Genomic DNA, 18,068 nt, shown 5'->3' on the forward strand with positions numbered 1-18,068 from the left:
CGGCACCTCTGTCGGCTCGGCGGCGGCCAACCGGGCCGCCAGGTCGGCGAGGATGGCCAGATCGGTACGGACGCCCGGCGGGGGAGGGCGGAGCGCCCGTCGGTGCAGCACCCGGCCCTCCAGGTTGGTCATGGTGCCGTTCTCCTCGGCCCACTGCGCGGTGGGCAGCACCACGTCGGCCAGCGCGGCCGTCTCGGACAGCAGCAGGTCGGCCACGACCAGCAGATCGAGCTCCCGCAGTCGGCGTTCGACGTGGGCCGCCCGGGGTGCGGACACCACCGGGTTGGAGCCGAGCACCAGCAGCGCCCGTGGCCCGCCCGGGGTGCCGAGCGAGTCGAGCAGTTGGTACGCCGGCACGCCCGGGCCGGGCAGCTCGTCGGCCGGTACGCCCCAGACCCCGGCGACGTGCTCCCGTGCGGCCGGGTCGTCGATGCGCCGGTAACCGGGCAACTGGTCGGCCTTCTGCCCGTGCTCCCGTCCACCCTGGCCGTTGCCCTGGCCGGTCAGGCAGCCGTACCCGGAGCCGGGGCGGCCGGGTAGCCCGAGGGCGAGTGCGAGGTTGACGTACGCGGTGACGGTGTCCACGCCCTTGGCGTGCTGTTCGGCGCCGCGCGCGGTGAGGATGATCGCCCGTCCGGCGGTGCCCAGAGCCCGGGCGGTCGCCTCCAGGTCGGCCACCGGCACGCCGGAGAGCTGTTCCGCGCGGGCCGGCCACCAGGCCGCCACGCTGCGCCGGACCGCCGCGAAGCCGGTGGTCCGCTCCCCGACGTACGCCCGGTCGACCCAGCCCTCGGTGAGCGCGATGTGCAGCAGCGCGTTGGCCACCGCCAGGTCGGTGCCGGGCAGCGGTTGCAGGTGCAGGTCGGCCTGGCGTGCGGTGGCGGTGGCCCGTGGGTCGACCACGATCAGCCGGCCGCCGTTGCGGCGCTGCTCGGTCAGCCAGCGGACCAGCGGCGGCATGGTCTCCGCCGGGTTGGCGCCGACCAGCAGCAACGTGTCGGCCCGGCCCAGGTCGGCGAGGGGGAACGGCAGCCCGCGGTCGACGCCGAAGGCACGTAGGCCGGCGGCAGCCGCCGAGGACATGCAGAACCGTCCGTTGTAGTCGATGTGCCGGGTGCGCAGCGCGACCCGGGCGAACTTCCCCAGCGCGTAGGCCTTCTCGTTGGTCAGTCCGCCGCCGCCGAACACGGCGACCGCGTCCCGGCCGGACTCGGCCTGGACGGCGCGGATGCCGGTGACGATCCGTTTCAGCGCGGCGTCCCAGCTGGCCGGGCGCAGCTCGCCGCTGGCCGGGTCGCGCAGCAACGGGGTGGTCAGTCGTTCGGGGTGGTCGAGCAGCTCGGCGGCGGTCCAGCCCTTCTGGCACAGCCCGCCCCGGTTGGTGGGGAACTGCCGGGGGAGCACCGTCACCCCGTCGGGCTCCTCGCGCAGCAGCATGCCGCACTGGAGCGCGCAGTACGGGCAGTGCGTGGCAACCTCGCGGGGCGGGAACCCCGGTGGAGTTGCCGACCGTGCACCGTCTGTCATGTCGGCAAAGCGTGCCGTCGGGCGGTTTCCGGTCCGGGTCCCTTCTGTTTCGGTCCTGTCAAGTGGGGCTCACACCGCACCGAGGCAGGGGACGCGATGGCGGGGCGACGCCCTCGGCCTAGAATATGAGAAACCTGTCTCGATAATTGGGAGGGCGCGATGAGCGTGGCGGACGCCTTCGACGCGGTGGCGGGCAGCTACGACGCGGCACGCCGACGGTTGGTCCCCTGCTTCGACTCCTTCTACGGCACGGCGGTGCAGGTGGCCGCGCCCCCGCTGCGGGCCGCGCAGGCGGCCGGGCGTACCCCGGAGGTGCTGGACCTGGGCGCGGGCACCGGCCTGCTCTCGTTGCTGCTCGCCGCCGCGGTACCGGGGGTGCGGCTGACCCTGGTGGACGCCGCGCCGGCGATGCTCGCCCGCGCCGCCGACCAGCTGCACGTCCGGTCCGTGCCGCACCGGACGGTCCGGGCCGACCTGGCCGACCCGCTGCCGACAGGCCGGTACGACGCGGTGGTCAGCGCGCTGGCGATCCACCACCTGGCCGACACCGGCAAACGTGCCCTCTACCGGCGGGCCGCCGCCGCGCTGGTGCCCGGCGGGGTGTTCGTCAACGCCGAGCAGGTGGCCGGCCCGACCCCGACTCTGGACCGGCGCTACGACGAGGTGTGGACCGAGCGGATCACCGAGCTGGGCTCGCCCTCCGAGGAGATCGCCGCCGCCCGGGAGCGGATGCGGCACGACCGACCGGCGACCGTCGCCGACCAGTGCCGGTGGCTCACCGAGGCCGGCCTGGTCGATGTCGACTGCTACTTCAAGGAATGGCGCTTCGCGGTGTTCGGCGGTCGGGCGACCGGCGCCGGGCGCTGACGCGGTCCGACCAACGCCGGAATGTACGTTTCGACGCCAATGGTGACCTGCCCGGTCGCGAGGATGACTGACGGTCATACCGATGGGTAGTCTCACCGGCATGACTGCCAAGGTGACCCTGTCGTTCACAGACGAGACGATCGAGGAGGCCCGACGGTTCGCCAAGCGCGAGGGCCTGTCGCTCTCCGCGTGGATGGACCAGGCCGCCCGGGAGAAGGCGCTGCGTGAGGTCTTCACCGCACACGCCGCCGCGGTGAACCGCGCTGGCCTGGATCTGGAATCCGCCGCCCTCGCCGACGCGCGCGAGGTGGGCATGGTCGACGACCTGCTCTTCCGCGGCCGGCCGCGTGCTGCGTAGGGGTGAGGTCTGGCGCATCGAGGGCGCCCGGGAACGCCTCGGACTCGTGATCAGCTCGGACGTCTACAACTCCACCGACGTGCCCATCGTGATCGTCGTCGAGGTGGTCGAGGAGTCGCTGCTGCGGGACTCCCCGCTCGCCGTGTCGATGGGCCGGTACGTGGTGATGCCCGACCGGCTCTCCTCGCCGATGAAGAAGTGGTTCACCGAATGCGTGGATGTCGCCGACACCGACACCATGCTCCGGGTCGGCCGCGCGCTGCGCATCCTCCAGGAGCTCTGACCACCGCCGCTACCCGTCCGGCCGTCGCCGGGCGGGTCTCACCGTCGCCGCCGGCCTGCGGTGCGGCCCTCGTTTCCGCGCCGACCCGCGACGGGCACTGCCCGGCAACCCGGCGTTCCTAGCGTTCCCCCTGGTCACACCGACGAGGAGGAGCCGCAGTGAGCACGCTCACCAGCACAACCGCCCCACCCGCCGCCGCCGGGCGCCGGCACGAGCTCGCCGACTGGCGGCCCGAGGACCCCGACTTCTGGCGTACGACGGGCGCGCCGATCGCCCGGCGCAACCTCTGGGTCTCGATCTTCGCCGAGCACGTCGGCTTCTCGGTGTGGAGCCTCTGGTCGGTGACCGTGCTCTTCCTCGGCCCCGAGTACGGCATCGACCCGGCCGGCAAGTTCCTGCTCACCGCGGTGCCAGCCGCGCTGGGCGCGGTGCTGAGGCTGCCGTACACGCTGGCGGTGGCCCGCTTCGGCGGACGACGGTGGACCATCGTCAGCGCGCTGCTGCTGCTGGTGCCCGCCGTGCCGATGGCGGTGCTGCTGGAGCCGGGCGTCTCGTACCCGACCCTGATGGTGCTGGCCTGTCTGACCGGGGTCGGCGGCGGCAACTTCGCCTCCTCGATGGCGAACATCAACCTGTTCTATCCGCAGCGGCTCAAGGGCCGGGCCCTCGGGCTCAACGCCGGTGGCGGCAACCTGGGCGTACCCGCGGTGCAACTGGTCGGGCTGACGGTGCTGGCCACCGCCGGGGCCGCGTACCCCCGGCTGGTGCCGGCGGTCTACCTACCGCTGATCGTGCTGGCCGCGCTGGCGGCAGCCCGGTGGCTGGACACCGTCCCCGGGGCCCGGAACGAGCCCGGCGCGCTGCGCGAGGCGGCCCGCGACCCGCACACCTGGATCATGTCGGTGCTCTACGTCGGCACCTTCGGGTCGTTCATCGGGTTCGGCTTCGCCTTCGGCCAGGTGCTCCAGCTCCAGTTCGCCGAACGCTTCCCCACCCCGGTCGACGCCGCCGGGCTGACCTTCCTCGGCCCGTTGGTCGGCTCGCTGATCCGGCCGCTGGGCGGGCACCTCGCCGACCGGCTGGGCGGAGCCCGGGTGACCTTCTGGAACTTCGTGGCGATGGCGGCCGGCGCCGGAACCGTCCTGTACGCGGCCCGGGAGCGGTCGTTCGTGCTCTACCTGGTGGGTTTCCTCGCCCTGTTCGTCTTCTCCGGCGTCGGCAACGGCTCCACGTACAAGATGATCCCGGCGATCTTCCGGGCCCGGGCGGCGGGCGCGGTGGCCGACGGCCGGCGCGATCCGGTGGCCGCCGCCCGCTGGGCCCGCCGGATGACCGGCGCGCTGATCGGCATCGCGGGAGCCGTGGGCGCCTCCGGCGGACTGCTGGTCAACGTCGCGTTCCGCCAGTCGTTCCGCACCACCGGCACGGCCGACGCCGCCTACCTCGCGTTCATCACCTGGTACGCGTTCTGCGTCGCGGTGACCTGGCTCGTCTACCGTCGGCGGGGGGCGGCCCGACTGGCCGGCGTGTGAGCTGTGCCATGATGGGCCGTGTCGGCACGCGCGACCGTACCCCCGTTTTGACCTGCTGATGGGGCGCCGGGTATCGTTGCCTGCTGTTGTACGACATCCAGAGGCGTGCCCTATCAGGTACGCTTGGTCGTTCGTGCGCGCTGGTCCGGCCTGCAAGATCTGGTCACCTCGGCGCGCGACCCCAGACCGACGACGAGACAAGGTAGACCTGTGCGTACGTACAGCCCGAAGCCGGGTGAGATCGAGCGTCAGTGGCACGTCATCGACGCCTCTGATGTCGTGCTGGGCCGCCTGGCCACCCACGCCGCCACGTTGCTGCGTGGTAAGCACAAGCCGACTTTCGCGCCGCACGTCGACACGGGCGACTTTGTCGTCATCGTGAACGCGGGCAAGGTTGCGCTGACCGGCAACAAGCGCCAGACCAAGATCGCCTACCGCCACTCCGGTTACCCGGGTGGTCTGAAGCAGATCGGCTACGAGGAGCTGCTGACCAAGCGCCCCGAGCGGGCCATCGAGCTCGCCGTGAAGGGGATGCTCCCGCACAACAAGCTCGGCCGTCAGCTGATCAAGAAGCTGAAGGTCTACGCCGGTGCCGAGCACCCGCACCTCGCGCAGCAGCCGGTGCCGTTCGAGATCAAGCAGATCGCGCAGTGAGCGCGGGCGAAGGAAGCAGCATGACCGACATCACCGAGACCGAGGTTGCCCCGGAAGCCCCCGAGGCCACCGAGGCGCCGGCGCCCGTCGCCCGCGCGCCTCGTGGTGACCGGCCGATCCAGACCGTGGGCCGCCGCAAGGAGGCCATCGTCCGGGTCCGTATCGTCCCGGGCACCGGCAAGATCACCTGCAACGGCCAGGACCTCGAGGCCTACTTCCCGAGCAAGGTGCACCAGCAGCTCATCAAGGACCCGCTGGTCACCGCCGAGAAGCTCGAGCAGTTCGACGTCATCGCCAACCTGCGTGGCGGCGGCACCACCGGGCAGGCCGGTGCGCTCCGGCTGGGCATTGCCCGCGCGCTGATCATCAACGAGCCGGACGACCGCCCGGCCCTGAAGAAGGCCGGCTTCCTCACCCGGGACGCCCGGGTCAAGGAGAGCAAGAAGTACGGCCTCAAGAAGGCCCGTAAGGCTCCCCAGTACTCGAAGCGCTGATCTTCGCCAGCGCCTTGTACTTCTGACGGACGGCCGGTCCGCCTCCCCTCGAACGGGGAGGTGGGCCGGCCGTTCCGCTTTCTCCTCATTGGCAGTGCTCATCGGAGGTTGGCGGGTATGGGTCGGTTGTTCGGCACGGACGGCGTACGCGGGCGGGCAAACGCGGATCTCACCCCGGAGTTGGCGCTCGCGCTCGCGGTGGCCGCCGCGCACACTCTCGCCGAGACGGACCGCAGCCATCCGCCGCTCGCCGTGGTCGGCCGGGACACCCGGGCCAGCGGCGAGATGCTGGAAGCGGCCGTGGTGGCCGGGCTGACCAGCGCCGGCGCCAACGTGGTGCGGGTCGGCGTGCTGCCCACTCCGGCGGTCGCGTTCCTCACCGCGGAGGCCAAGGCCGACCTCGGGGTGATGCTCTCCGCGTCACACAACCCGATGCCGGACAACGGCATCAAGCTCTTCGCCGCCGGCGGGCACAAGCTGCCCGACGAGATCGAGATGCAGATCGAGGCGGCCGTCGAGACGAACGCCACCACCGCCTGGGACCGGCCGATCGGCGCCGGTGTCGGCCGGGTGCACGACCTGCTCGACGGCGCCGACCACTACGTCCAGCACCTGGTCGGCACCGTGCCGCACCGGCTCGACGGGATCAAGGTCGTGGTCGACTGCGCCAACGGCGCCGCCGCCGAGGTCGCCCCGGTCGCCTACCGGGAGGCCGGCGCGGAGGTCGTGGCGATCCACGCCGAGCCGGACGGGCTGAACATCAACGACGACTGCGGCTCGAACCACATCGAGGCGCTGCGAGAGGCCGTCGTCGAGCACGGCGCCCACCTGGGCATCGCCCACGACGGCGACGCCGACCGCTGCGTGGCGGTCACCGCCGACGGCGACGAGGTCGACGGCGACCAGGTGATGGCCATCCTCGCGCTCGCCATGCGGGACGCCGGCACGCTCACCCAGGACACCCTGGTGGCCACCGTGATGAGCAACCTCGGGCTGCGGCTGGCGATGTCCGCCGAGGGCATCCGGCTCATCGAGACGAAGGTCGGCGACCGGTACGTGCTGGAGGAGCTGCGCGCCTCCGGGCTGGCGCTCGGCGGTGAGCAGAGCGGCCACATCGTCATGCCCGCGCACGCCACCACCGGCGACGGAGTGCTCACCGGCCTGCACCTGATGGCCCGGATGGCGGACACCGGCCGATCCCTGGCCGAGTTGGCCTCGGTCGTCACCAAGCTGCCCCAGGTGCTGATCAACGTGCCGGTCGGCGACCGCACCGTCGGCGCCGCCGCGCCGGCCGTACGCGCCGAGGTCGAGCGGGCCGAGGCGGAGCTGGGCGAGACCGGTCGGGTGCTGCTGCGCCCGTCGGGCACCGAGCTGCTGGTCCGGGTGATGGTCGAGGCGGCCACCGAGCAGACCGCCCGCTCCGTCGCCGAGCGGATCGCGGAGCAGGTCCGCACCGCCAGCCCGGTCGGCTGAGGCCGCCACCCGGCGGCCTCACCACCGCAGTTGAGCCGCCCGCTCGTACGTGTCGGCGGGGTCCTCGCCGTCGGTGAGGTCGAGGTCCTCGACCATGCTGCCGTCACCGAGCCGGACCAACCGGTCGCAGCGGGCCGCGATCGACCGTTCGTGGGTGGCCAGCAGGATCGTCATGCCGTGCCGCTCCCGCAGGTCGAGCAGCAGGTCGAGGATCTGGGCGCTGGTGGTCGAGTCGAGGTTGCCGGTGGGCTCGTCGGCCAGCAGCAGCCCGGGCGCGCCCATCAGCGCCCGAGCGATGGCGACCCGCTGCTGCTCGCCACCGGACAATTGCGCCGGCATCGCCCGCTCCCGTCCCGCGAGGCCGACCGCGTCGAGCAGCTCACGGGCCCGGGTCGCGTGGTCGGCCCGGCCGCGTTGCGGCAGCACCGGGGCGATCACGTTGTCCAGCACGGTCAACGCGGGCAGCAGGTGGTAGCGCTGGAAGACGAACCCCACCCGCTGCCGGTACCGGGCCAGCGCGGTGCGGCGCAGCGCCGTGATCTCCACGTCGTCGACCGTGATGGTGCCGCTGTCGGCCTGTTCGATGGCGCCGATCAGGTGCAGCAGGGTCGACTTGCCGGAGCCGCTGGGACCGGTCAGTGCCACCACCGACCCGGCCGTGATCTCCAGCGAGACGTCGTCGACCGCGGTCAGCCGCTCCGCTCCGGTGCGGAACTGCCGGGTCAGCCCGAGGGTCCGGACCGTGCTGCCCGTCGTTGCCTCCATCGTCACTCCTCTGCGAGTAGCCCTGCGGTCGGGAGCCGGCGCAGCAACGCGGCCGGCACGAGCGCCGCGAGACAGGTGACCAGCACCCCGCCGAGCGCCACCGCGGCGGCGACCAGGACCAGGGCGCTCGGCAGGCCACCGACCAACCAGGCGGCCCCGGCGAGCCCGAGCCCGGCGCCGGCCACCGTCCCGAGCGCGCCGATGAGGAGCCCTTCGTAACCCACCAGGCGGCCCAGCGCGGCGTCCGTCCAGCCGACCGCGCGCAGGGTGGACAACTCCGCGGCGCGGTCCCGGACGTTCAGGTACAGCACGTCGGCGACGGCGCCCGCGCCGAGCAGGACGGTGACGACCGCGGCCAGGGTGTCCGCGCCCCGCACATTCAGCGAGACGGTGTCACCGAGCAGGTTGCCGACGATCGCGCCGCGGAAGGCGTAGGCGGCGGCGCTGACCAGGGTGAGCGCGGCCAGCCCGATGGCCTGCGCGCCCGCCCCGAGCAGGGTGCGCCCGGGGGTGCGGATCACATTGACCAGGGCCATCCCGAACAGGCCGCGGGGCCGACGCACCCAGCGGGCCGGGGCCACCAGCGGTCGCAGGGCGGCGGCCGGGTGGGCGCCCGCGGCCCGCAGCGCCGGGACCAGGCCCGCCACCAGCGCCAGCAGCAGAGCCACCGGTACGGCGAGCACCGCCTGACGCCAACCGATCCCGATGTCCAGCGCGGCGGCCAGGGGGAACGCCAACCCCAGGGCGAGCAGGCCGGCGGCCAGCCCCAGCGCGGCCACCTCGCCGAGGACCAGCGCCGCGATCCGACGGGCTGACCAGCCCAGGCAGGCGAGCACCGCCAGCTCGCGGCGCCGGTCCCGGACGGCGGCGGACACGGCGTTGCCGAGGAACAGCCCGCAGACCACCAGCACCAGCCCGAACAGCACGAGGCTCTTGCGGTCGACGGCCTTGGTGATGACCGACGCCACCCCGAGGGCGGACCACGGCTCGGTGAGCCGCAGCTCGGGCTGGCCGAACGAGCCCGCTGGCAGCTCCACGGTCTGCGGGGCGGGAGACGAGCCGAAGGTGAGATCGACGTCCAGCCCGGTCGTGTCGGCGATCCGCTCGGCGATGAGCCGGACCCGCTCGGCGGACCGGTCGGTGTAGCCGTCGACGCCGGCGACCCGGACCCGGATCGCGCTGATCGGCGCTGTTCGGGTGGGGGTGGCGTCGTCCGCCAGCAGCTTCGGCACCGCGGTCAGGCTGGTGAGCATCAGCGGCGGCGAGGAGAGGTAGCCCGCCGGGTTTCCGCTCGGCTCCAGCGGCCGACCGTCCAGCGCCTGGCGGCTGCGTTCGTCGGCGCCGTCGGTGCGTGGCGGCTCGTAGGTCTCCAGTGGCACCCGGGACAGGTCGCTGAACCCGCTCACCTTCTCCGGATCGAAGATGCCGACGGTCCGCCAGAGCCGGACCTGGAGGTGCGCGCCCGACGGCGGCTGAGGAAGCGCGGTCACCGGGCGGAAGCCGTTGTCGTCGGCCAGCCACGGACGGGAGCGGAAGTTGAGATCGTTCTCGCCGCCGTAGAGCGCGTGATCGAACGGTGGTCGCGCGACAGCGCGGAGAGTGCCGTCGGGGAGCCGCTCGTACTCCGGTGCGCCCGCCTGAATGATCGTCTGTAAATCACCCGTGCAGCAGCCGGTCTTGGAGATGCCCTCGGCGAGCAGGTCGCGGTACCCGTCGGTCAGCGCGTACTCCTCGGTCCCGACGCCGAGCCCGGTGGCGCTGCCCAGCGTCCGCTCCAGCTCGTCGATCGGCCGCCCCGCGGGTCGCGCCTGCGGCAGCCGGGTGAGGGCGGACCGCACGGTGACGTCGAGGTAGGGACGGCTGGTGCTCAACACCGGGACCGACCGCTCGGTCACATTGGGCCCGGGAGAGGTCTCGGTGGCCGTGTCGTCGAGCCGGAGCGAGCGGCCCTCGGTCACCGCGTCGTCCAGGCCGACGAGGCGCTGCTCCGCGTCGGGGTCGACCGCCGCCAGCAGGAACGGCACCGTCACCCGGTAGGTGACCACCAGTTGGTCAGTGACGACGCGTTCGGCGCGGCCGGGGAACCAGCGGTTCGCCTCGAAGCGCCCGTCGGGCAGGAGCCGGACGGTGTCGACGCTCCAGTCCTCCCGTTCGGAGGTCAGCCCACCGTTCGCCGTCCGCACGGTCAGGCGCGGGTCGCAGATCGGTTCGCTGCGTCCACCGGGGAGCACCTCCCGTGGGACCTGCCCGCAATAGTCGTCGTACTTGTACGTCTTGCCGTCCGAGTACGGAGACGAGGAATCGTTCACGTCGCCGCCCCACTCGGGATAGAGCAGCGGGCGCTTGGTCACGTACACGTAGCGCGGGCTGCTGGGGGCGGTGGAGAGCCCTCGCTCGGCGGTGAAGGTGGGGTTGAGCCGGATGACCTGCTGCTCCAGCGAGGGGTCGACCGCGCTGGTCACGTCGAATCGGACCGGCACCGTCGAGGTCGAATAGCCCAGCATGGCGATCGGCGCGGCGACGTCGATGCCGGCGAGCCCCTTCACCTGCTCGTACTGCGCGGGGGTGATGCCGCCGAAGAGGCCGGAGAGGTAGTTTGGGCGGACCAGCCCGCGTTCGGCCTCGAGCGGTGTGCGCGCCCCCTTGGGCCGGACCAGGATGTCGTAGGCGGCTCGGGTGTTGCGCTCCACCGCGCCGGTGACGTCGAGGCGGGAGGTGGTGGTGGCGCCGGTCAGGACGACGAAGCCGGTGGTCGCCACCAGCACCCCCGCCAGCAGCGCCACCGACCGCCCAGCACGGCCGCGTAGCTGCCCCCAGATGAACCCCAGCATGTCGCGCCTCCCCGTGTGCCACCTCACACTCTGCGCGTTACATTGTCACAATGCAAGACCTGGTCCGGTCGGCCAGTGGAATCGGAGGAGACGGTGGCGATCCAGCACGCGGTCCTGGCACTGCTCGCACGCGGCCCGAGCTACGGCTACGAGCTGAAAGGCGCCTTCGAGGCCGCCACGGGTCCACAGTGGGGGTCGCTCAACATCGGCCACCTCTACCAGATCCTCGACCGGCTCTCCCGGGACAGCCTGGTGGTCGCCGAGCGGCAGGCCCAGCAGGTCAAACCCGACCGGGTGGTCTACCAGATCACTCCCGCTGGCCGGGCCGAACTCGACCGATGGCTCAACGAGCCGAGCCCGCGCAGCGGCGGCTTCCGGGACGACTTCTTCCTCAAGGTCACCGCTGCCGCCCGATCGGGTTCCGCGCACACCGTCCGCACCGTGCTGAGCAACCAACGCGGGCACCTGCTCCGCGAGCTGCGCAACCTCGACGGGCTGCGCCGCAGGGCCGGCGACCCGGTGGTCGGGCTGCTGCTCGCCGCGGCGAGCCGGCACGTTGAGGCCGACCTCGCCTTCGTCGACGATGCCGAGGCGGTGCTGCTGGCCGACAGCGGCGCGCTGCTCGCCACCCTGGCGGTCACACCGTCGGAGATCACGGCGTCCGCCGGCGACGCCTCGCCGCCCCCGCGGGCGGACGACGCCGGACCGGCCCGCGCGGCCGGCTGACCCCACCGGTCAGTGCAGCCCGCGCAGCCGGGTGACCGCCTCGGTCAGCACCTCCGGGCGCTTGCAGAAGGCGAACCGGACCAGCCGCCGGCCGGCCTCCTGGTCGTCGTAGAAGACCTGGGTGGGCACGGCCACCACGCCGCAGCGCTCCGGCAGCGAACGGCAGAACTCCACCCCGTCCCGACCGCCGAGGGCGGCGACGTCGGCGGTGACGAAGTACGTGCCCTCCGGCACCAGCACCTCGAACCCGGCGTCGGTGAGACCGCCGACGAGCTGGTCACGGCGCTGCTGGAGCCCGTCCCGGAAGCCGGTGTAGTAGTCGTCGGGCAGGGCCAGCGCCACGGCGACCGCGGGTTGCAGCGGGGCGGCGTTGACGAAGGTGAGGAACTGCTTCACCCGCAGCACCGCCGAGACGAGCGCCGCCGGACCACTCACCCACCCGACCTTCCAGCCGGTGCACGAGAACGTCTTGCCGGCCGAGGAGATGCGCAAAGTCCGCTCCCGCATCCCGGGCAGGCTGGCCAGCGGCACGTGCGGGCCCGACGCGTCGGTGAAGACCAGGTGCTCGTACACCTCGTCGGTGACCGCGTACGCGCCGTACTCCTGGCACAGCTCCGCGACCAGTGCCAGCTCGGCCCGGGTGAAGACCTTGCCGGTGGGGTTGTGCGGCGAGTTGAGCAGCACCAACCGGGTGCGTGGGCCGAACGCCGCGCGCAGCTCGGCCGGGTCGAAGGCGTACCGACCATCGGCGGCGGGGCGCAGGGTGACCGGCCGCCGGACCGCGCCGGCCAGCGCGATCGAGGCGGCGTACGAGTCGTAGTACGGCTCGAAGCAGACCACCTCGTCGCCCGGCTCGCACAAGGCGAGGATGCTGGCCGCGATCGCCTCGGTCGCGCCCGCGGTGATCACGATCTCGCCGTCCGGGTCGTACGCCAGGTTGTGGAACCGCCGCTGGTGGGCCGCGACCGCCGCGCGCAGGGCGGGGATCCCCGGCCCGGGCGGGTACTGGTTCTGCCCGCCGCGCAGCGCCTCGGCCGCGGCGGCCAGCATCTCCGGTGGGCCGTCGGTGTCCGGGAAGCCCTGGCCGAGGTTGACCGCCCCGGTCCGTACGGCGAGGGCGGACATCTCGGCGAAGATCGTCGTGCCGAACGGCCGCATCCGGGCCACCAGCGGGTCGACATCGGTGCTCGTCGTCACCTGCGCCAGCCTACGGGCACCCGCGGGCCGAACCCCAGCCTCAACAATCCGTTTCGAAACATGATCGACTCGAGATCGTTGATATCGGGGTGTCAGCGGCATCCCGATACCGCGGTATCGCTGATCCCGTGTCGATCAAGCGAGAGCCTCACTCCGCCGTGCAGGTGGTCCGCCAGTAACCGCGGGTCTTGTCGACGACCGGCTTGCCGGTGCCGGTGACCGTGACCGTGCAGTCGAGAGGTCCTTGATATTCGATGTCGGGCCAGGTGGCTTCCACCATCACCCGGCTCCGGCCGTTGGTTCGGATGGTGGTGCGCCACGGCAGCTTCACGTCGTCGACGTGGATGAGGTCGCTCTCGGCGTCGTAGTACGAGATGTCGGCCTCGCCCGCTCCGGTGACCTCGTAGACCACCGTCACCGGGGCCGGCCCGGAGGTGGGGCGTGTGATCGGCTTCTTGGTGGGGGTGGGCGCGACGGCCGTTGGTCCGGCGGTGGGCGGCTCGGCCGTGGGCGTGGTCCGGCCGTCGTCGGGAACGACGTACGGCTCTCCGGCGATCGGATCCGGGGTGGACGCTTCGAGCAGCAGGCCGGCCCCGCAGGCGCAGCCGCAGACGGCCAGCACCAGCGTCACGACGATCGCGATCACGATCCCGACGACCCGACCGGTGCCCGTGGAGGCGCTGCTGGCCGGTGGGTGCCCGGGGTGGGTGTAGGGCGGCGGATAGCCCGGCACCGGCCATCCCTGGGGTGTCGGCTGGCCGGCGCTCGGCGGCCAGTCCGCGGGCGGCTGCGGCGTGGACGTCCATGGCGGGGTGGGGGGTGCGGGCGTCCACGGCGCGGCGGACGGATCGGGCGTCCATGGCGGGGTGGGCGGGGGCGGTGCCCACGACGGAGTCGGTGAGGTTGGCGTCCACGGTGACGGTGGCGCCCATGGTTGCCCTGGAGCCAGTGGGTCCGGCGCTGGCAGCGGTGCCGACGGGGTCCACGAGTGCGGTGCGGTGGGGTCCGGTGGGAGGCCGCCACCCGGGGCGGCCGATGGTTCCGGTGCCGCCGAGCCGCCGGGAGACGGATCCGAGGGCGGCGTCGGGGACGGGTCGGGCGGGGGCGCGTCGGACATGGCTGCTCCGGGCGGGAGTGGGTATGGGTCGAGCGAGCCGCGGAGAGGACCCGCCGCACCCGCCGAGAGACTTTCGTACCCGGGAAAGCCTCGCAACCCCGTCGCGCCGGGCACGCCCCGAGCGGACCGGGGTGGCTCGTCCCGTTGTTACCCACCAGCCACCGATCGCTCAGATTCAGTGATTGTTTAGCCGACTTTCGAGCAACCATCGTGAGCGAAACTGGGTTAGGCTGCGGGCCATGTGTGGAATCGTGGGTTACGCGGGCGCACGCCCCGCACTCGGCATCGTGCTGGACGGGCTGCGGCGGCTGGAATACCGCGGCTACGACTCGGCGGGCGTCGCCATCGTCTGCGACGACCAGCTGCTGATCGAGAAGAAGGCCGGCAAGCTGGCCAACCTGGAGAAGGTGCTCTCCGAGCGGGCCGCCGACGACCCGACCTCCTGCGCGGCCAGCCCGATCGGCATCGGTGACGGCACCACCGGCATCGGGCACACCCGCTGGGCCACCCACGGCGGCCCGACCGACCGCAACGCCCACCCGCACCTCGCCCCCGACGGCCGGGTCGCGGTGATCCACAACGGCATCATCGAAAACTTCGCCAAGCTGCGCGCCGAGCTTGAGGCCGACGGCGTCCAGTTCACCAGCGACACCGACACCGAGTGCGCCGCCCACCTGCTCTCCGCCGCGCTGGCCGACCTGCGCGCCGCCGGCCAGCCCGACAGCCCGCAGCTGCTCGCCGCCGGCATGCGGGTGGTCTGCCAGCGGCTGGAGGGCGCCTTCACCCTGCTCGCGGTGGACGCCGCGGTGCCCGGCGCGGTCGTCGGCGCCCGGCGCAACTCGCCGCTCGTCGTCGGCCGGGGCGACGGGGAGAACTACCTGGCCAGTGACGTGGCCGCGTTCATCGAGCACACGCGGGACGCGGTGGAGCTGGGCCAGGACCAGATCGTCCTGATCACCGGCGACAGCATCGAGATCACCGACTTCGAGGGCCAGCCCGCCACCGGCAAGGACTTCCACATCGACTGGGACTCGTCGGCCGCGGAGAAGGGCGGCTACGACTGGTTCATGCTCAAGGAGATCGAGGAGCAGCCGCAGGCCATCGCCGACACGCTGCTCGGCCGGCTCACCGAGACCGGTGAGATCGCCCTCGACGAGGTCCGCCTCAGCGACCAGGACCTGCGCGACGTCGACAAGATCTTCATCGTGGCCTGCGGCACGGCGTACCACTCCGGCCTGGTCGCCAAGTACGCCATCGAGCACTGGACCCGGATCCCCTGCGAGGTGGAGCTGGCCAGCGAGTTCCGCTACCGCGACCCGGTGCTCGACCGGTCCACGCTGATCGTGGTGATCTCCCAGTCCGGCGAGACGATGGACACCCTGATGGCCCTGCGCCACGCGAAGGACCAGAAGGCCCGGGTGCTGGCGATCTGCAACACCAACGGCTCGACCATCCCCCGCGAGTCCGACGCGGTGCTCTACACCCACGGCGGGCCGGAGATCGCCGTCGCGTCCACCAAGGCGTTCCTCACCCAGGTCGTCGCCTGCTACCTGATCGGCCTGCACCTCGCCCAGGTGCGCGGGATCAAGTTCGCCGACGAGGTGGGCGCGGTGGTCGCGCAGTTGCAGGAGATCCCGAGCAAGCTGCGTGAGCTGCTCGACCGGATCGACCCCGTGCGCGAGCTGGCCCGGGAGCTGAAGTCCGAGCCCACCGTGCTGTTCATCGGCCGGCACGTCGGCTACCCGGTGGCCCTCGAGGGCGCGCTCAAGCTCAAGGAGCTGGCGTACATGCACGCCGAGGGCTTCGCCGCCGGCGAGCTGAAGCACGGCCCGATCGCCCTGATCGACAAGGGCACGCCGGTGATCTGCGTGGTGCCCTCGCCGGTCGGCCGGGGCATGCTGCACGACAAGGTCGTCTCCAACATCCAGGAGGTGCGGGCGCGCGGCGCCCGGACCATCGTGATCGCGGAGGAGGGCGACGAGGCCGTCGTCCGGTACGCCGATCACCTGATCTACGTGCCGCGTACGCCGACCCTGCTCGCCCCGCTGGTCACCACCGTGCCGCTCCAGGTGCTCGCCGCCGAGATCGCCGCCGCCCGGGGGCACGACGTGGACCAGCCCCGCAACCTGGCCAAGTCCGTCACCGTCGAGTAACCGAGCCTGACCACCGACCCGGGCCCCGGACGTCGCACCACGCGGCGACCGGGGCCTCCGTCGTGCCTGACCCGGCCCGTCAGCGGCCCAGGACGATGCGGGCCATGCCGTCCAGCGCCGGGTTGGCCGGATCCCAGTAGCCCACGTGACCGTGCCGCCCGCTGGGGAAGGTGCGCCCACCGAAGCCCGCTCCGGCCGGATCCCGGCCGAACCACAGCTCGTGCTCGCCCTGCCCGGCCAGGTTGAGCGCGGCCGCCAGCGGTGACGTGCCGAGCAGCACCTGCCGGGCCAGGTCGGCCGGGGGCCGGGTCAGCCGGATCACGTCGTCCGGGGCGCTGCTCGCCCAGACCTGCCCTGCCGGCACGCCCAACTCGGCGGCCTGCGCGGCGCCGACCCCCGGTGAGCCGACGAAGACCAGCGCGTCGGCGGCCAGCCCGTGGTCCCGGGCGGCCATGCCCACCACCAGCGACCCGTAGCTGTGCCCGAGCACGGTCTGCCGGGCCGGCGGCCCCTCGTGGCTGGCCCGCAGCCCCTCCTGGAAGCGGTGCAACGCCGGACCGGCGTCCCGCGCCTGGCCGGCCGTGGCCGCCTCGTGCAGAAAGTCCGGGGCGTCGTAGTCCAGCCAGAGCACCCCGGCGGTCTGCTCGCCCGGGTCGAGCGTGGCGCACCGGCCCTGCACACGCGCCACCCGGGCCAGTTCGCCCGGCGCGTCGTCGAGGCCGGCGGTCATCCCCGGCACGTAGGTCACCACCCGGTCGGCCTGGTCCGGGTCGCCGAGCGAGACCACCACCCGTCCCTCGCCGGCCGGGTCCAGCCCGAGCAGGTAGGCCCGCGGGGCTCGCGGCTCGCCCAGCCGGTCGGCGAGAGCCTCCAGCCCGGCCAGGCGCGCGTCGACCCGGCGCAGCCGCAGTGCGCCGACCGGCCCGGGCGGCACGCGGGACAGCAGCCGCCGCCGCTCGGCGACCAGCTCCTCCCGCCGGGCGTCGAGCAGCAGCCGGTTGGCCTGGTCGCGGGCTGCCACCGGCAGGCCGTCGAGCCGCCCGACGAGCGTCGGCTCGTGCCCCACCAGCCACCGGCGCTGCGCCGGGGTCAGCCCCGCCCACCACGCCCGGACGTCGACCGGGGCGGCACCCGGCGCAGGCCGGCCGGGCGGCGGCGGTGCCTGCCAGCCGTCGAGAGCCGCCGTGACGAGTTCGCCCAGCCGGGCGGTCGCGGCCCGGTCCGCCGCCCCGGCCAGCTCCAGCGCCGCCCGTAGCGCCGCCGCCACCCTGGCGGCCGCCGGCCCGTCCCGCTCACCGGGTGGTCGCGACCGGGCCGGATCCGCGCCGACCCGCCCGTCCCGGTCGATCAGCAGCCCCGCTCCGTCTGCCAGGGCCACCGCCGCGGCCAGCCGGCCCTTCGCCACCGTGAGCCGACCGGCGAACTCGGCGAGCACCTGATCGGCCTCGATCAGCGCGGGTGCGATCGAGGTCAGCTCGCCGCGCAGCCCCGCGAGCCGACCGTCGGCCGCCGTCGCCGCACGGCCCGACCAGGCGACGCGCAACGCCCTCGCGTCCGTGCTCAGCTCGCCGGCCCGCCTCTCGACCAGCGCGGTCAGCCCGGCCCACGCGGCTCCGGCGGCCTGCCACGACCCCGGATCGGCGGCCCAGAGCTGGGCGTAGCCGACCGCGGGCGCCGACGGGCCGTCGCGATCCGCCGCGCCGCGTCCCCGGGCCCCCGCCGGCCCGCCGTCCGTACGCGGGCGAGTCGGCGCGGTCACCGGGGTAGCGCGGTGAGCCGGCGGGCGGCCCGGTCGTCCACCGCCCGGTAGGACTCCACCGCCGTCCGGACCGCTCCGCCGGTCACCGCCACCAGGCCGCCGAGTCGGCCCAGCCACCCGTGCACCGCCGACTCCAGCCCGACCAGCGCCGCGCCGGTCGGCCAGTCGGGCGCGGACACCACCAGCCCGGGCGCCCCGACCAGCCCGTGCGCCAGCCGGTACGCGTCGTCGTCCAGCGCCCGGGCCACCCCCCGCAACAGCTCCGGTCGGACCGTCAACGGCTCCTCTGTCATCCCACACCCCCGCGTGCGATCGGCATCGACGTGTCGACG

Annotated in this window: 15 protein-coding genes and 1 pseudogene; 9 read left to right on the top strand and 7 right to left on the bottom strand. The window is 73.3% G+C overall.

Annotated features, from left to right (window positions below; translation table 11 throughout):
* Window positions 1-27 precede the first annotated feature (27 nt).
* Window positions 28-1,527, bottom strand: a pseudogene (locus ACWD5O_RS20505) (molybdopterin oxidoreductase family protein); the annotation flags it as partial.
* 159 nt (window positions 1,528-1,686) lie between these two features.
* Between ACWD5O_RS20505 and ACWD5O_RS20510 the strand changes: the two are divergent.
* The 7 genes from ACWD5O_RS20510 to glmM all read left to right on the top strand — a co-directional run bounded on the left by ACWD5O_RS20510 (window position 1,687) and on the right by glmM (window position 7,188).
* Entirely contained in the window at window positions 1,687-2,394 is a 708-nt protein-coding gene (locus ACWD5O_RS20510; RefSeq protein WP_354964759.1) for a methyltransferase domain-containing protein, read from the top strand.
* A 100-nt stretch (window positions 2,395-2,494) separates the two neighbouring features.
* Window positions 2,495-2,752, top strand: coding sequence for a DUF6364 family protein (locus tag ACWD5O_RS20515; protein ID WP_354964758.1), 258 nt, complete (start codon window positions 2,495-2,497; stop codon window positions 2,750-2,752).
* Window positions 2,742-3,035 carry a hypothetical protein gene (locus tag ACWD5O_RS20520; protein WP_354964757.1) on the top strand — a complete coding sequence of 98 codons (294 nt, stop codon included), beginning with the start codon at window positions 2,742-2,744 and terminating at the stop codon, window positions 3,033-3,035. The genes ACWD5O_RS20515 and ACWD5O_RS20520 overlap by 11 nt, the downstream gene beginning before the upstream one ends.
* Before the next feature lie 158 nt (window positions 3,036-3,193).
* Window positions 3,194-4,567 (top strand): MFS transporter, encoded by a 1,374-nt coding sequence (locus ACWD5O_RS20525; protein ID WP_450086245.1) that lies wholly within the window; start codon window positions 3,194-3,196, stop codon window positions 4,565-4,567.
* A gap of 210 nt (window positions 4,568-4,777) precedes the next feature.
* Window positions 4,778-5,221: a 50S ribosomal protein L13 gene (rplM, locus tag ACWD5O_RS20530; RefSeq protein WP_074314528.1), complete on the top strand. Its 444-nt coding sequence runs from the start codon at window positions 4,778-4,780 to the stop codon at window positions 5,219-5,221.
* Between the two features lie 20 nt (window positions 5,222-5,241).
* The gene (gene rpsI / locus ACWD5O_RS20535) at window positions 5,242-5,715 is read left to right on the top strand and encodes a 30S ribosomal protein S9 (protein WP_053653862.1); all 474 of its coding nucleotides are present in this window, start codon (window positions 5,242-5,244) and stop codon (window positions 5,713-5,715) included.
* Between the two features lie 117 nt (window positions 5,716-5,832).
* Window positions 5,833-7,188: a phosphoglucosamine mutase gene (gene glmM, locus ACWD5O_RS20540; protein ID WP_354964755.1), complete on the top strand. Its 1,356-nt coding sequence runs from the start codon at window positions 5,833-5,835 to the stop codon at window positions 7,186-7,188.
* Window positions 7,189-7,206: 18 nt separating this feature from the next.
* Here the strand turns inward: glmM and ACWD5O_RS20545 are convergent, their stop codons facing one another.
* Both ACWD5O_RS20545 and ACWD5O_RS20550 read right to left on the bottom strand, forming a co-directional pair.
* A complete protein-coding gene (locus ACWD5O_RS20545; protein WP_450086246.1) occupies window positions 7,207-7,953 on the bottom strand; it encodes an ABC transporter ATP-binding protein in 747 nt (248 codons plus the stop codon).
* A gap of 2 nt (window positions 7,954-7,955) precedes the next feature.
* The gene (locus tag ACWD5O_RS20550) at window positions 7,956-10,784 is read right to left on the bottom strand and encodes an FtsX-like permease family protein (protein ID WP_450086247.1); all 2,829 of its coding nucleotides are present in this window, start codon (window positions 10,782-10,784) and stop codon (window positions 7,956-7,958) included.
* Window positions 10,785-10,859: 75 nt separating this feature from the next.
* Between ACWD5O_RS20550 and ACWD5O_RS20555 the strand changes: the two genes are divergently transcribed.
* Window positions 10,860-11,510 carry a PadR family transcriptional regulator gene (locus ACWD5O_RS20555; RefSeq protein WP_450086248.1) on the top strand — a complete coding sequence of 217 codons (651 nt, stop codon included), beginning with the start codon at window positions 10,860-10,862 and terminating at the stop codon, window positions 11,508-11,510.
* Between the two features lie 9 nt (window positions 11,511-11,519).
* Here ACWD5O_RS20555 and ACWD5O_RS20560 read toward each other — a convergent pair whose 3' ends face one another.
* Together ACWD5O_RS20560 and ACWD5O_RS20565 are read right to left on the bottom strand one after the other, a co-directional pair.
* A complete protein-coding gene (locus tag ACWD5O_RS20560) occupies window positions 11,520-12,707 on the bottom strand; it encodes a pyridoxal phosphate-dependent aminotransferase (RefSeq protein WP_450086249.1) in 1,188 nt (395 codons plus the stop codon).
* Window positions 12,708-12,855: 148 nt separating this feature from the next.
* Window positions 12,856-13,440: an MmpS family transport accessory protein gene (locus ACWD5O_RS20565; RefSeq protein WP_354964750.1), complete on the bottom strand. Its 585-nt coding sequence runs from the start codon at window positions 13,438-13,440 to the stop codon at window positions 12,856-12,858.
* Window positions 13,441-14,063: 623 nt separating this feature from the next.
* On the opposite strand from ACWD5O_RS20565, the gene glmS reads away from it, so the two are divergent.
* Entirely contained in the window at window positions 14,064-15,977 is a 1,914-nt protein-coding gene (gene glmS, locus ACWD5O_RS20570) for a glutamine--fructose-6-phosphate transaminase (isomerizing) (protein ID WP_450086250.1), read from the top strand.
* Window positions 15,978-16,056: 79 nt separating this feature from the next.
* On the opposite strand, the gene ACWD5O_RS20575 is transcribed toward glmS, so the two are convergent.
* Window positions 16,057-17,736: an alpha/beta hydrolase gene (locus ACWD5O_RS20575; RefSeq protein WP_450086251.1), complete on the bottom strand. Its 1,680-nt coding sequence runs from the start codon at window positions 17,734-17,736 to the stop codon at window positions 16,057-16,059.
* A complete protein-coding gene (locus ACWD5O_RS20580; protein WP_450086252.1) occupies window positions 17,733-18,029 on the bottom strand; it encodes a hypothetical protein in 297 nt (98 codons plus the stop codon). Before ACWD5O_RS20580 ends, ACWD5O_RS20575 begins: the two co-directional genes overlap by 4 nt.
* Between the last annotated feature and the right edge of the window lie 39 nt (window positions 18,030-18,068).

The organism is Micromonospora sp. NPDC005161 (genome assembly GCF_053599855.1).

Bases quoted from the DNA above. Each gene is read 5' to 3' on its own strand.
- glmS (WP_450086250.1), top strand. From the start codon at position 14,064: ATGTGTGGAATCGTGGGTTACGCGGGCGCACGCCCCGCACTCGGCATC.
- glmM (WP_354964755.1), top strand. From the start codon at position 5,833: ATGGGTCGGTTGTTCGGCACGGACGGCGTACGCGGGCGGGCAAACGCG.
- ACWD5O_RS20550 (WP_450086247.1), bottom strand. From the start codon at position 10,784: ATGCTGGGGTTCATCTGGGGGCAGCTACGCGGCCGTGCTGGGCGGTCG.
- ACWD5O_RS20510 (WP_354964759.1), top strand. From the start codon at position 1,687: ATGAGCGTGGCGGACGCCTTCGACGCGGTGGCGGGCAGCTACGACGCG.
- rpsI (WP_053653862.1), top strand. From the start codon at position 5,242: ATGACCGACATCACCGAGACCGAGGTTGCCCCGGAAGCCCCCGAGGCC.
- ACWD5O_RS20515 (WP_354964758.1), top strand. From the start codon at position 2,495: ATGACTGCCAAGGTGACCCTGTCGTTCACAGACGAGACGATCGAGGAG.
- ACWD5O_RS20545 (WP_450086246.1), bottom strand. From the start codon at position 7,953: ATGGAGGCAACGACGGGCAGCACGGTCCGGACCCTCGGGCTGACCCGG.
- ACWD5O_RS20580 (WP_450086252.1), bottom strand. From the start codon at position 18,029: ATGACAGAGGAGCCGTTGACGGTCCGACCGGAGCTGTTGCGGGGGGTG.